We start from the raw sequence: 13,159 nt of genomic DNA on the forward strand, positions 1-13,159 counted from the left end.
ACAAGTTCACCTTCCTTAGTCTTCTGAAAGATGACGAAGGGCTTTGGCCATCTCTTCCGAATCGACCTTGTTTCTGGTTGCCAGCTTAGGCGGGTTCAAAGGGGAGAAGCCGCTCTCATCCTGTTCCCTGTTGTCCCGGGCGGGCGAGTCGGACTCCCCGGACAATCCGGACGGCTCGTCTGGCGTCGTAAAGTCGATCCTCTGTCCCCTGATCGCATCCTCCGGCTGAGGACCTGCATGATCCCGCAGAGGATTCGATCCTCCGATGACCGTTCCGAGGACCCATCGGAAGACAAATACGAGCGCGAATAAAATAACGAAGCTGTATAGAGTGCGGAGCAGAGTCGTCGTCAATATATTATTGGAATAAGAGGATATAAAAGTGGCTGCGGCCCCCAATCCACCTATCAGCGCATTCCAGCGAATGGTTCCTATCATTTACAGATCCCGGCTTCCATGCTGGACGCTCCGGATATGCAGGATGCCGGTAGCACAATCCAATTCAATAGTTCGTCCATAATTTCCTCCCGTATCTTCCGCTTTAACGGGTATTCCGTATCGGTTCAGAACCGCTTTGCAAGATTCCACGTTGCGGGGGCCGATCCGCATCGTATCTTTCCTGGTATCAAAGGCAAACATCTGCGCTCCCCCTGCCAGCTTGGCCTCCATCCGGCGGGTAGACGCTCCTTCCCGCTCCATCAGGCGGATCATCTCCGGCAAGGCTGTATCCGCGAATTTGGCTATATTGATTGGCCCTCTGGCAATGTCGGATGACGGAAGCATGACGTGGGCCATGCCGGCAATTTTGGCGACGGAATCATACAAAGTGACCCCGACGCAGGAACCGAGTCCAGTCGTTCTTAACGCGCCTTCTCCAACGACTATATTCAGATCCGCCATTCCGACCTTGACGACATTTTGTTGAATCATGAAGGAGGCACTCCCAATGCGGCAAACAGATTATCGAACGAATCAGGATCGGGGATAAGAAAGAAATGCCCCTCAATCGCTTCACTGCCTTCCAGGAAATTGGTGTCTATAAACAGGGCCTGCTCCCCCATCTGCCCGTATTCCAGCAGGCCGTAGCTCAGAATCGCGCCGGCCATATCGATAGCCAGCGACGGAACGGAAGGAACCATGTCCAATTGGGTCAGCTCGGCCAACGAGGTCAGGTACGACCCGGCCAGAATATTGCCGATCTCCTGAAGCGCGGACAGCTCCATTTCGGAGAATTCCCCCTCGCCTTCCATTCCGCCGGCGACGAGCGAGCCAAGAAGCTGCTTGGCCGATCCCTTGCTGAAAATAAAGAACAAATTGCCCGGAACGTCCCCTTCGACCCGCAGGAAGATAGCTATGACGACCTGCTCAGCTCCGCCCACGCTGTCTGAAATTTGTTCGAAAGGGACCATCTTCACCTGGGGGACGCGCATATCTACCGGCCGGCCCAGAAGCTTGGATAAAGCCGTTGCCGCATGGCCCGCCCCAATGTTACCGACCTCTCTCAATACATCCATCTGGAATTCAGCCATTGGCTTCAACGGATTCATCGAACTAAGCCTCGAACTGTTCCAGTTGAATGATCTCTTCCTTGTTCAGCACCTCCCGCAAATTAAGCAGGACCAGCAGTCGGTCCTCACCGATTTTCGCGATGCCGTGCAAATATTTGGCTTTGATGCCGCCCACCACTTCCGGCGGATCATCAACCGAATCGGCGGGCACATCGAGAACATCATTAGCCGAATCGACGATCAGCCCTACCTCGATATCGTTGATGGCGACGACAATTAGCCGGGTCTGATCCGTATATTCGGTTTCCTCAAGCCCGAAGCGGCCTCTAAGATCGATAACCGGCGTTACGACTCCGCGCAAGTTCACAACTCCTCTGACAAACGACGGAGTCTTGGGAACCCGGGTAATCGGCAGCATGCGCTCGATCGTCTGAACTCTTTCTACATCCACGCCGTATTCCTCGCTGCCGAGAGTAAACACGATCACCTTCAAATCTTCTTCCATTCCCACTCACCCTTTCGACATATAGTTAATGGTTATTTAATCAAAGCATTGGTTTCCAGAATGAGGGCAACCTGACCGTCCCCCAAAATTGTGGCTCCGGAAACGGCGAACGGGTTGTCCAAATATTTGCCCAACGATTTCAGAACAATTTCCTGCTGTCCGATAAACTCGTCGACAACCAGAGCGGCCTGTTTGTCTCCTTTCCGGATCACGATAATCTGCAGGGAAGAGCTGACGGCTACCGATTGAACCGGGATATCCAGAAGCTGATCCAGAAAGATGACCGGAATCACACTGCCGCGGAAATCGATCATCGGATTGCCGTGTACCTGACGAATCTCGCTCTTCTCGACTATCGCCGTCTCCGAGATAGAGGACAGCGGGATAGCATATTTCTCCTCGCCTGCTCTTATCAGCATGGCGGTTATGATAGAGAGGGTTAACGGAAGCTGGACCGAAAATTTCGTCCCTAGTCCGGGATTGGACGACACCGAAACTTGTCCGCCCAGGGATTGAATTTTGGTCTTGACGACGTCCAGACCTACCCCGCGGCCGGAAATATCGGAGATTTGATCTGCCGTGCTGAAGCCGGAAGCGAACAGAAGCTGGTAAACCTCCTCGTCGGACAGTTTATCCGCCTGCTCCTGGGTAACCACATTTTTGCGAATCGCCGTTTGCAGCACTTTATCGCGGTTAATTCCTTTGCCGTCATCCTCAATTTCGATGAAGACATGGTTGCCGCTTTGGAACGCTCTAAGTTGAATCGTTCCGGTCTCGGGTTTGCCCGCGGCCACACGGTCGCTAACCGATTCCAGCCCGTGATCCACCGCATTCCTCAATAAATGAACGAGCGGATCTCCGATTTCATCAATGACGGTCCGGTCCAGTTCCGTCTCAGCTCCGGTAATGACGAGGTCCACCTTCTTATCCAGCGATTTGGCGATATCGCGGATCATCCGGGGGAACCGGTTGAATACCGTATCGATCTGCACCATCCTGAGCTTCAGAACAATGTTCTGCAAATCACCGCTTACACGGGTCATATGCTCGACCGTGTCGATCAAATCGCCATTGCGGATCTCGCTTGCCAGCTGCTCCAGGCGGACCCGGTCAATCAGCAGCTCGCTGAGCAGGTTCATCAGAACATCCAGACGCTCGATATCCACACGGATGGTCCGGCTTGCAACAGGTGCCGCGGCCGGTTTGGGCTTCGCTTTGCCGGACGCCTGCTTACCGTCTGACGCAGGCTGTTCCTTGGCTGCTGCTCCGGGATCAGCCGCCGGTTTCTCCGCAACGGCCGTTGCTGCCGCTTCCTGAACACCGGCACGAATCCGCTGCAGCGACTCTTTATCCAGCGGACGCACATCGACCGATTCGATTTCCGAGACCTTCATGATTTCAGCCTGAAGCTCCGCCGCTTCCTTATCGCTGACCAAATAAACGGAGAAGCCCTTGTCAAACTTTTCCTGCTCGATATCTTCTACGGACGGGATGGTTTGGACAACCTCCCCGCTTGCTTCCAGCACACCGAATACCATAAACGAACGTGCGGCCTTCAGCACACAATCGTCCCGAAAAACGACATCGATATGAAAGACCGAGTGGCCGGCTTCCAGGGTTTGCATAATGATAGAATATTGAAATTCATCCAAATCTGTGGAAGAAGCGGTGGATTGAGCGGTTCCTCCCGGAGCATCCCCGTTCACGATAGCTTTCAGGGAAGCTACCAGCTCGGATACGTCGAGGCTGCCTGTTCCACCATTGATAATATCGTTCACCATCGACTCCAGCGCGTCGTTGCCGCTGAATAAACATTCGAAGATCGGCTCGCTCATCGCCAGCTTGTCATTACGCACCAGATCCAGCACATTTTCCATTTCATGGGTTAACGAAGCGATATCCTCGAACCCCATCGTTGCCGACATGCCTTTAAGCGTATGCGCGGATCGAAAGATCGTCTGCACGATCTCGATATCTTCCGGACTCTGCTCCAGAACAAGCAGTTGGTCGTTCATGGCCTGTAAATGCTCTCTCGCCTCATCGATAAAAACCGACAAATATTGATTAATATCCAAAAAGCTGCACCTCCTGTATTTGCATCATGCGGACAGCCTCCGCTTCCTCTCCGGGCAAGCGGAGTGCAAACGCCCCCGAGTGCTTAACCGGCTTAAGTTTCAATAAGCTGAACCAGCTTCCCGCTAATGTGCTGCTGGGGCAATATATGTATGGCCGCTCCCCGTTCGACCGCAGCCCTGGGCATTCCATAGACTACACACGTCTCTTCCGCTTCAGCTATCGTCGTCACGGCCCCCGCCTGCTTCAGGGCAAGCATACCCGCCGCACCGTCACTGCCCATGCCCGTCATGAGTACGGCATGTCTCTTCAGTTCCTTAAAAGGAAGCAGAGATTCGAACAAGACATCCACAGACGGACGATGCCCGGAGCGGGTGCCTTCGGCGGACAGACGAGTGCGGTATTGATCCGCCCCTTCCCTTTGCAGCAGGAGATGGTATCCCCCCGGGGCTATGTATGCCGTACCGCTCCTTACCGTCATCCCGTCTTCGGCCTCGACCACTCTGATCGCCGATGAAGAATCCAGACGGCGGGCCAATGAGCTGGTAAACACCGGAGGCATATGCTGGACGATCAGGATCGGTGCCGGAAAATTCGCGGGAAATCCGGACAATACCTGCTGCAGCGCTCTCGGCCCTCCCGTGGATGTGCCAATGGCTACCAGATGGCTGAAATGGCGCCTTCCTTCTGCCTTGGGGCCTTCGGTATTCCCTGTCCCGGAGGAAAAGGGCGGCCTCCGGGCCGGCTTGGTTGCCGAAACCGCCGATTCCTTCTTGTCCGGCTGCGCCGGAAGGCCGATCGGCCGCACATTGGACCGCGCAGCCGCCATCAGCTTCTGGTGCAGCTCCAGCTTTACCTTGTATAGATCAAGTGAAATAGACCCTGACGGCTTGCCGATGAAATCAACCGCTCCCGATTGCAAAGCCTTTACGGTAGCTGCCGCCCCTTCCTGCGTCAAGCTGCTTAACATGACAACCGGAGTCGGATGCTCGGCCATAATTTTCTGCAGTGCCCTAAGCCCATCCATGACCGGCATTTCCACGTCCATCGTCACCACGTCCGGCTTCAGCTGCTTTACTTTCTCAACGGCTTCCGCCCCGTTGACGGCCGTGTCGACGACTTTTAACCGAGGGTTGCCGGACAACAAATCGCTAATGATTTTTCTCATGAATATGGAATCATCGACTACAAGTACCCTATAAGGGATCATCCGGGCTTCCCTCCTCAACGGTCAATTGTTATTTCCGACTTGTTTATTTCACCCGCTTGAACATTCGGTAGAGAAAGCCTTTGATACCTGCATTTGCAGAAGGCTGAGAGGTGGAACCGGATAGAAAGCGGTCGGCAATGTTGGCAATCGATCTGGAAGCACTGCTATGCGGATAAGCTACCGTGAACGGCTTCTGCATTTTGACAGCCTTAGATACGTTGCTGTCATCCAGCACATAGCCGAGAGCGGGAACGTCCGTCTGCAAAAAACGGTGGGCCGCCATGCGGATTTTGTCAGCGGTTTGCGTTCCTTCCCGCAAATCGGTGGCTCGATTGACAACGAGCCGAAAATTCACCTCATGCCCGAGCCCCTTCACCATCTTCATCACGGCATAGGCATCCGTAATGGAGGGCGGCTCCGGTGTCGTCACAATAATCGTCTCATCCGCCGACAGGATAAACCGGAGTGTTTCGTTCGATAATCCGGCCCCGGTATCGAAAATAATAAAATCGACGACGCCATTCAGCCTTTCTATCTCCCGCTTGAAAATATCCAGTTCCTGTTCGGACAGATGGAGCAGCTCGGTAACCCCGGAACCTCCGGCTATAAACTGCAGGCCGCCGTAGCATTCATGGATAATGGCCTGAATCGATTTGTTCTGCTTAAGAAGATGGTACAGGTTATAGCGTGGGGAAACCCCCATAAGCGTGTCGAGATTGGCCAGCCCCATATCCGCATCGAAGATGAGCACCTTGTGTCCGCGCGCCTGAAGAGCAAGGGCAAAGTTAAGCGTGAAATTGGACTTCCCTACTCCCCCTTTACCGCTCGTCACGGTAATGACACGGGTTTGGCCCGATGACGGGTCCGATTCCGAGGACGCTCTCATGCTCATGAGCCTTCGCAAACTTTGTGCCTGGTCATTCATGCACGGCTTCCCCCAAAATGACATTAATGATATGGTCCTCATCTGCTTCCGCAATATCGTCGGGAACATTCTGTCCATTCGTCACATAGGACAATTGGAGCTTAAGCGCATCGACCAAATTCAGCACAGCGCCGAGCGTGCCCGTTTCATCCATTTTTGTGAAAAGCACTTTATCCAGACGAAATTTCATGAAGTTATCGGCGATGACTTTCATATCCTTGTATTTGGTGGTCAGGCTGAGCACCAGGAACGTTTCGCTTGCCCCATGAGTTTGTATCAGGGAATGCAGCTCGGAGACATACATTTCGTTGCGGTAATTTCGCCCTGCGGTATCCATAAAGATGATATCCATGTCCTCCAACCGCGAGAAAGCCCGCTGCATATCCTGGGGCGAGAACACAACCTCTAACGGTGTGTTTAAAATGGTTGCGTATGTTTTCAGCTGCTCCACGGCCGAGATTCGATATGTATCGGAAGTGATCAGCCCTACTTTGCGCTTATGCTTGAGAACCTGCTCGGCGGCCAGCTTGGCGATGGACGTTGTCTTGCCTACTCCGGTCGGTCCGACGATATGCACAATGCGGGTTTGCGGCGAGATCACCTTCGGCCCCTGCCCCGAGAAAATGTCCCGCATCCTCTCCCTTGCCCGGGCTATGATCCGGGCCTTGTCCCATACTTCCGTAGACTCCTGCATTTCTTCGCGGATCGGCAGAAGAATCCGGTCGGTCAAATCCGGCGAAACATCCTGCTCCAGCAGCCTTTCTCTTACTTCCAGCCACGCGGGAGGAGCCTCCTCCTGAGGCTCGGAAGCGGCAGACAGCTTCTGCATCAGCAACTTCATCTGCCTGATCTCCTCAAGAATCGGCTCGTTTCCCTGTTCCTCCTTGGCGGAACGCCCGTTCGTCAAATCGGACTGCTGCTTGAAGCCGGTTCGGCCCGTCAAGTTGTGAGCATTTCTGTCCAGCGGGATGGGAGCATGAATTCCCGGTTTCCCGGTATCGAATACGGGATCCGAATTGGAGTTCAGGGCCGCGGCCACCTCAGACTGGAAGTCCGACCAGCCGGCTGCAGGCGGCGCCGGCGGCCGCTGCGGAACGGACATGCTCTCGTCCGCTGCCGCAATTACCTCTATCTTCTTCTTGCCGAACCAGCCCCACAGCCCTCCTGAGCGGATTTCTTTCGTATTTAAAATGATTGCGTTCTTGCCCAAGTCACTTCGGATCCGGGCAAGCGCGTCGGGCATTGAATCAACTACGTAACGTTTCACCTTCATAGATTGACTACCCCCATGCTTTGAATTTCAACACTCGGCTCCAGCTCGCTGTAAGACAACACCGGAATATCCTGCATCGTTCTTTCCAGCAGCTGACGCAAGTACATTCGAATCGTTGGGGAGGTCAGAATGACCGGCTGCTGTCCCGCTTGAACAACCTTGCCTACTTGCTCGCTCAATCGGTGAAAGATCGTCTGTGTTGAAGCCGGGTCCAGCGCCAGATACGACCCCTGGTCTGTCTGCTGTACCGATTCCGCAATTTTCTTCTCCAATGCCGGGCCCACCGTAATAACTTTAAGCGACTCGTCCCCCTGGGCGAACTGCTGGGTAATCTGGCGGGACAGCGCCTGCCGTACATATTCGGTCAGTACATCCGGGTCTTTCGTATAAGTTCCGTAATCGGCCAACGTTTCCAGAATGGTCACCATGTCCCGTACGGAAATTTTCTCACGCAGCAGCTTGACGAGAACTTTCTGAATATCGCCGATCGACAGCACATTCGGAATGAGCTCCTCCACCAGGGCCGGATAGCTCTCTCTTACGTTCTCGATCAACGCTTTCGTCTCTTGGCGTCCAAGCAGCTCGAAGGCATGCTTCTTGATCACTTCGGTCAGATGGGTCGCCACTACGGATGGCGGATCGACCACTGTGTAGCCGGACAGCTCTGCCCGGTCCTTCGTCTCCTCGTCGATCCATAGAGCCGGCAGTCCGAATGCCGGTTCCGTCGTTTCAATTCCGATAACGGAGTCGTCCTCCACTCCCGGACTCATCGCCAAGTAATGATTGAGGAGCAGCTCTCCTCTGGCAATCGTATTTCCTTTGATCTTGATCACATACTCGTTCGGCTTGAGCTGGATGTTATCGCGAATCCGGATAACCGGCACGACAATTCCGAGCTCAAGGGCGCACTGTCTGCGGATCAGAATAATCCGGTCCAGCAGATCTCCTCCTTGCTGGGTATCCGCCAGCGGAATCAAGCCATAACCGAATTCAAATTCAATCGGATCCACCTGCAGAAGGCTGATCACACTCTCCGGACTGCGCACCTCTTCGATTTGCTGCTCCTCTTCAAATTGCTGTTCCTCTTCCTGCCTCCGCTCCATATTCTTCTGCATCTTATAGGCCGCGAAGATCAACAGCCCGCCGATAGGAAGCGTCGCGCCAAGCCCGATTGGCGTGAACATTCCAAGAACCAATATCGTTCCGGCCACGACATATAGCAGTTTCGGGTAGTTAAGCAGCTGGCCGGCAATATCCGAAGCGAAGTTGCCGTCGGAGCTGGCGCGCGTCACAATCAATCCCGCAGATGTCGAGATAAGGAGGGCAGGAATTTGACTGACCAGACCGTCCCCGATCGTCAATCTGGAGAAGGTGGCCGCAGCCTCCGGCAGCGTCATATCGTGATACATCATTCCAATAATCAATCCGCCAAGAAGATTGATTATTAAAATGATAATTCCCGCGATGGCGTCCCCTTTGACAAACTTGCTGGCACCATCCATCGCTCCGTAGAAATCGGCCTCTCGTTCGATCTTGCTCCGGCGTTCTCTCGCCTGGGTTTCGTTAATCAGCCCGGCGTTCAAATCCGCATCGATACTCATCTGCTTACCGGGCATCGCATCGAGGGTGAAGCGCGCGGCCACCTCCGCAACCCGCTCCGAACCTTTCGTTATAACAATAAATTGAACAATAACCAGAATAAGGAATACAACAAATCCTACAACAATGTTGCCATTCGCAACGAACCCGCCGAAGGTGTCCACCACCTGGCCTGCTTCCGCTTCCGACAGAATGTTTCTTGTGGTTGAAATATTTAACGCCAGCCGATACAGCGTCGTTACGAGCAGCAGCGAAGGGAAGATCGAAAACTGCAGAGCTTCCTTCGTATTCATCGCCACGAGCAGGATCGTTAGAGCCAGTGTAATATTTATAATGAGGAGAACGTCTAGCAAAGGAATGGGAATCGGAACGACCATCATCAGAACGATCCCGATTATTCCGACCAATATGAATAAATCCCGTACTTTCACTGTTTAGTCTCCTCCATTTGCCCATTAATTGACTTTGCCCTTCAGCTTATACACGTAGGCCAGCACCTCAGCGACGGCTTGAAACAGGTCTCCGGGAATGGTTTCATTCAATTCCACCCGTTCATACAGCGCCCTGGCCAATGGTTTGTTCTCCATTATGGCAATCCCGTTCTGTTTGCCGATTTCCCTGATTTTCAAGGCAACCAAATCGACACCCTTCGCGATTACCTTCGGTGCCTCCATCTTCCCGGACTCATACTTTAGCGCTACCGCGAAATGAGTCGGGTTGGTGATGATAACGTCGGCCTTCGGAACCTCCTGCATCATCCGCTGCATGGCCATTCTTCTCTGTCTTTCCTTGATTTTCGACTTGATCAGCGGATCTCCCTCGGTCTTCTTGTACTCGTCCTTAATGTCCTGCTTGGACATTCGCAAGCCTTTCTCATGCTCATATTTCTGATACATATAGTCGAAGATAGCCAGCACGATCAGAACCAGTCCGATTTTCACGCCTAATTCGACCATAACCTGAGCTACATACGACAGAATGGATTCCAGAGGAAGATGGGCCAGTCCCATTAAACTTTCTTTCTTCCCCCACAAAGTGAAGAAGACGATGACTCCGATGACGATTAATTTGAAGACGGTTTTTAAAAATTCTACTAATGACCGCAATCCGAACATTTTCTTGGCCCCTTCCACCGGATTCAGCTTGTTCAGCTTCATCTTAAGAGGCTCGCCGGTGAACAAAACACCAATCTGTACATAATTGCCTATGACCGCCATGACGATGGCAAAGAGCAGAATGGGAGAAAGCATAATCATCCCGTCGATCATAAGCTTGTTAAATAATGCGGTCGTATTCGGGATCGTGACGTTCATCAGCATATAGTCGTATAGCGTTAATGTGAAGATTTCGAATAAACGCTCCTTCAGAAAGCCGCCGAACAATAAGAAGGCGACGAAGGTAAAGAACAGAACAAGCGCGCCGGGCAGCTCCATGCTTTTGGCTACCTGCCCTTTCTGTCGGGCCTCGCGCTTTTTCTTCGGTGTAGCGGGCTCTGTCTTTTCCTGTGAGAACAACTGCAGGTCCATCCGCCATCGATAAGCGGTCATCGGTCTCCCTCCAAACGCCATTCCACTGGCTAGGACGATCCCGGGACGGCCAATATCTCCAGCATTCTTTGCATATGCTCGAACATGGTCTTGAACAGGTCGGAAAACAGATTGTACATCCCCGGGATAAAAAAGAAGAGAAGAATCAGGCCGACCAGAATTTTCATCGGGATCCCTAACACGAAAATATTGAATTGCGGAGCGGTCTTTGCCAATACACCCAGCCCCACGTCAACCAGAAACAACGATGCAACCAGCGGAGCAGCCATTTGGAAAGCAAGGGCAAAAGCTGTAATAAACGCTTGAACGAGAAATTCGCTAACGTGCCCCCGAGCAATATGGGCGAAGAAATCATTGGACAACGGAACCCACTCATAGCTGTCCACAATGGCCTGGATAAGCAGATGATGACCGTTGAAGGTCAGAAACAGCAGCAGGGCAATGAAGTATTTAAAATTTCCCAGCAGCGGAGTCTGCACTCCCGTCATCGGGTCCATCACATTCGCCATCGCAAATCCGATTTGCACATCAATGAACGCTCCGGCTATCTGCACCGCGGTAAAGATAAAGTTCGCTATTAATCCAAGCAGCAAGCCGATCAAGATTTCTCTGATAATAGAAAGGAAATATTCCCCGTCCATCGGGATCGGCTCGTCCCCGATTGCAGGAATAGCCATTAGTGTAAGAAAAAACGACAATCCAAGCTTGAACTGGGGAGGAACGTTTCTCGCCGTGAACACTGGCGATGCGAGAAAGAAAGATGTTATTCTGCAAAAAATAAGCAGGACGTTAGGAATGAACTGCAAGAAGAACTCCATCGATTTTCCCCAGCCCTAACCGATATACTTATGTAAGTTATTGAACAAATTAAACGTAAAGTCGACCAGCGTGGTCAATATCCACGGTCCAAACAGAAGCACTGTCAACAAGACCGCAACGATTTTCGGAACGAACGCCAGTGTCTGCTCCTGAATTTGGGTGGTCGCCTGAAAGATGCTGATCGCCAAACCTACGGCCAGTGCGACAATCAGCATGGGAGCACTGGCTTTCAAGACGGTATATACCGCTTCGCCCGCCAGCCGTATGACAAAATCTGAAGCCATCGGTTTCCCTCCTGTAAGCTTGTTGACGGTCAGGAATTAAAACTGACCAACAACGATTTGACAACCAGATACCAACCGTCCACGAGAATAAACAGCAGAACCTTGAACGGAAGCGAGATCATGACCGGGGGAAGCATCATCATCCCCATGGACATCAGCGTGCTGGCAATAATCATATCGATCACGAGAAACGGCACGAAGATCATGAAACCCATCTGAAAAGCCGATTTCAGCTCGCTGATCGCAAAAGCGGGAATAAGAGCGGTCAACGGAGTATCCGCGATCCCGGTCGGTCTGTCGGCACGGGAGTAATCCAGAAACAGCTTCAAATCTTTTTCTCGGGTGTGCTTGCCCATAAATTCCTTCAGCGGGAGAGCCGCCCGGCTCAAGGCTTCGTTCTGTGTGATCTCCCCGGCCATATATGGCTGGAAAGCCACTTTGTTGATCTCCGCAAGTGTCGGAGACATGACGAACAGGGTCAAGAACAAGGCCAGACCAATCAGCACCTGATTAGGAGGCATTTGCTGGGTTGACAAAGAAGTTCGGACAAACCCAAGCACAATGACGATCCGTGTGAAGCTGGTCATAAGAACGAGTATGGCCGGAGCCAGACTTAATATTGTAATGAGCAGAACGATCGTGACCGTACTGGCCGTTCCGGCGGGATCACCCGTTCCGCTGCCGATGTCTATATTGATGTTGGGAATAGGAAGCGTGTCTCCCTCTTCGGCAAAGCTCTGGCCCGGGAACAGGAAGGAGCTCAGCAGAATGACACCCAGAACCGCAAGCCTCTTAATTCTTTTCATCGTTCATCCGACCGATCCGTTTTGTTTTCATTATGAATCCATTGCTCGACCTTATCATTGCGGCCGGATAACTGATTCATCTTTTGCTGGAACATCTGTTGGAAAGAAGTCATTGCTTCGTCCTCATTTTTTTTGGGCTCAAACCATTTTCTGATTTGGGAGATTCCCTTCATTTCAGGCTGTCCGGCCGTACTTTGACTGCGGATAAACTCTATTTCTTCCGGGTCGTCTATTTTGTGCAGCAGCCGGATCTCTTCTCCGACTCCCAGCACATACAATGAATGTCCGATTTCCACAATCTGAACCGATTTGTTCTGGCCGAGAGGTACGCCTCCCCATGTTTTAATGGTGCGTCCGGGAAGAAAACCCCGGTTTTTTTGAGCCATCCACTTAATTATGATAAGAAATAAACCGATAATTAGGACTAGATAGACAATCACTTTGACCGCCATGCCGAATCCGTTGTAGGACAGTCCGTCCTCTTCGCCTTCGGCGAAACAGCGGGAACCCCACATCAAGCCAACCATAAGCAGCCCCAGGGTTCCCGGACAGATCTTGCCGGCTAGACTGCTTCCAACCCGACCGCATGTCCCTTTCATATTTATCACTT

General features: G+C 52.4%; 14 protein-coding genes. All 14 read right to left on the minus strand.

Annotated elements, in window-relative coordinates:
* Window positions 1–15 precede the first annotated feature (15 nt).
* A complete protein-coding gene (locus ACFQ03_RS08385; protein WP_379287389.1) occupies window positions 16–438 on the minus strand; it encodes a hypothetical protein in 423 nt (140 codons plus the stop codon).
* Window positions 439–930, minus strand: coding sequence for a chemotaxis protein CheD (locus tag ACFQ03_RS08390; protein WP_379287391.1), 492 nt, complete (start codon window positions 928–930; stop codon window positions 439–441).
* Window positions 927–1,547: a chemotaxis protein CheC gene (locus ACFQ03_RS08395; protein ID WP_379287393.1), complete on the minus strand. Its 621-nt coding sequence runs from the start codon at window positions 1,545–1,547 to the stop codon at window positions 927–929. The genes ACFQ03_RS08390 and ACFQ03_RS08395 overlap by 4 nt, the downstream gene beginning before the upstream one ends.
* A 4-nt stretch (window positions 1,548–1,551) precedes the next feature.
* Entirely contained in the window at window positions 1,552–2,013 is a 462-nt protein-coding gene (locus ACFQ03_RS08400) for a chemotaxis protein CheW (protein WP_144933120.1), read from the minus strand.
* A gap of 32 nt (window positions 2,014–2,045) precedes the next feature.
* A complete protein-coding gene (locus ACFQ03_RS08405; protein WP_379287395.1) occupies window positions 2,046–4,088 on the minus strand; it encodes a chemotaxis protein CheW in 2,043 nt (680 codons plus the stop codon).
* A gap of 92 nt (window positions 4,089–4,180) precedes the next feature.
* Window positions 4,181–5,296: a protein-glutamate methylesterase/protein-glutamine glutaminase gene (locus tag ACFQ03_RS08410; protein ID WP_379287397.1), complete on the minus strand. Its 1,116-nt coding sequence runs from the start codon at window positions 5,294–5,296 to the stop codon at window positions 4,181–4,183.
* Between the two features lie 43 nt (window positions 5,297–5,339).
* Window positions 5,340–6,221: a MinD/ParA family protein gene (locus tag ACFQ03_RS08415; RefSeq protein ID WP_144933126.1), complete on the minus strand. Its 882-nt coding sequence runs from the start codon at window positions 6,219–6,221 to the stop codon at window positions 5,340–5,342.
* Window positions 6,214–7,494 carry a flagellar biosynthesis protein FlhF gene (flhF, locus tag ACFQ03_RS08420; protein ID WP_144933128.1) on the minus strand — a complete coding sequence of 427 codons (1,281 nt, stop codon included), beginning with the start codon at window positions 7,492–7,494 and terminating at the stop codon, window positions 6,214–6,216. The genes ACFQ03_RS08415 and flhF overlap by 8 nt, the downstream gene beginning before the upstream one ends.
* Window positions 7,491–9,524 (minus strand): flagellar biosynthesis protein FlhA, encoded by a 2,034-nt coding sequence (flhA, locus tag ACFQ03_RS08425; protein ID WP_144933130.1) that lies wholly within the window; start codon window positions 9,522–9,524, stop codon window positions 7,491–7,493. Before flhA ends, flhF begins: the two co-directional genes overlap by 4 nt.
* A gap of 24 nt (window positions 9,525–9,548) precedes the next feature.
* Window positions 9,549–10,640, minus strand: coding sequence for a flagellar biosynthesis protein FlhB (gene flhB, locus ACFQ03_RS08430; RefSeq protein ID WP_144933132.1), 1,092 nt, complete (start codon window positions 10,638–10,640; stop codon window positions 9,549–9,551).
* A 29-nt stretch (window positions 10,641–10,669) separates the two neighbouring features.
* A complete protein-coding gene (fliR, locus tag ACFQ03_RS08435; protein WP_144933134.1) occupies window positions 10,670–11,458 on the minus strand; it encodes a flagellar biosynthetic protein FliR in 789 nt (262 codons plus the stop codon).
* A 15-nt stretch (window positions 11,459–11,473) separates the two neighbouring features.
* Window positions 11,474–11,743, minus strand: a complete 270-nt coding sequence (gene fliQ / locus ACFQ03_RS08440; protein WP_144933136.1) for a flagellar biosynthesis protein FliQ — start codon at window positions 11,741–11,743, stop codon at window positions 11,474–11,476.
* A gap of 29 nt (window positions 11,744–11,772) precedes the next feature.
* Window positions 11,773–12,549 carry a flagellar type III secretion system pore protein FliP gene (gene fliP / locus ACFQ03_RS08445; RefSeq protein WP_144933138.1) on the minus strand — a complete coding sequence of 259 codons (777 nt, stop codon included), beginning with the start codon at window positions 12,547–12,549 and terminating at the stop codon, window positions 11,773–11,775.
* On the minus strand, window positions 12,546–13,148 hold the full coding sequence (locus tag ACFQ03_RS08450; RefSeq protein ID WP_379287402.1) for a flagellar biosynthetic protein FliO: 603 nt from the start codon (window positions 13,146–13,148) through the stop codon (window positions 12,546–12,548). Before ACFQ03_RS08450 ends, fliP begins: the two co-directional genes overlap by 4 nt.
* Window positions 13,149–13,159 lie beyond the last annotated feature (11 nt).

It is taken from the genome of Paenibacillus residui, assembly GCF_042677205.1.
Taxonomy (GTDB): domain Bacteria; phylum Bacillota; class Bacilli; order Paenibacillales; family NBRC-103111; genus Paenibacillus_L; species Paenibacillus_L residui.

Bases quoted from the DNA above. Each gene is read 5' to 3' on its own strand.
- fliQ (WP_144933136.1), bottom strand. From the start codon at position 11,743: ATGGCTTCAGATTTTGTCATACGGCTGGCGGGCGAAGCGGTATATACC.
- ACFQ03_RS08385 (WP_379287389.1), bottom strand. From the start codon at position 438: ATGATAGGAACCATTCGCTGGAATGCGCTGATAGGTGGATTGGGGGCC.
- ACFQ03_RS08400 (WP_144933120.1), bottom strand. From the start codon at position 2,013: ATGGAAGAAGATTTGAAGGTGATCGTGTTTACTCTCGGCAGCGAGGAA.
- ACFQ03_RS08415 (WP_144933126.1), bottom strand. From the start codon at position 6,221: ATGAATGACCAGGCACAAAGTTTGCGAAGGCTCATGAGCATGAGAGCG.
- ACFQ03_RS08410 (WP_379287397.1), bottom strand. From the start codon at position 5,296: ATGATCCCTTATAGGGTACTTGTAGTCGATGATTCCATATTCATGAGA.
- ACFQ03_RS08450 (WP_379287402.1), bottom strand. From the start codon at position 13,148: ATGAAAGGGACATGCGGTCGGGTTGGAAGCAGTCTAGCCGGCAAGATC.
- fliR (WP_144933134.1), bottom strand. From the start codon at position 11,458: ATGGAGTTCTTCTTGCAGTTCATTCCTAACGTCCTGCTTATTTTTTGC.
- ACFQ03_RS08390 (WP_379287391.1), bottom strand. From the start codon at position 930: ATGATTCAACAAAATGTCGTCAAGGTCGGAATGGCGGATCTGAATATA.
- flhB (WP_144933132.1), bottom strand. From the start codon at position 10,640: ATGACCGCTTATCGATGGCGGATGGACCTGCAGTTGTTCTCACAGGAA.
- flhF (WP_144933128.1), bottom strand. From the start codon at position 7,494: ATGAAGGTGAAACGTTACGTAGTTGATTCAATGCCCGACGCGCTTGCC.
- fliP (WP_144933138.1), bottom strand. From the start codon at position 12,549: ATGAAAAGAATTAAGAGGCTTGCGGTTCTGGGTGTCATTCTGCTGAGC.
- ACFQ03_RS08395 (WP_379287393.1), bottom strand. From the start codon at position 1,547: ATGAATCCGTTGAAGCCAATGGCTGAATTCCAGATGGATGTATTGAGA.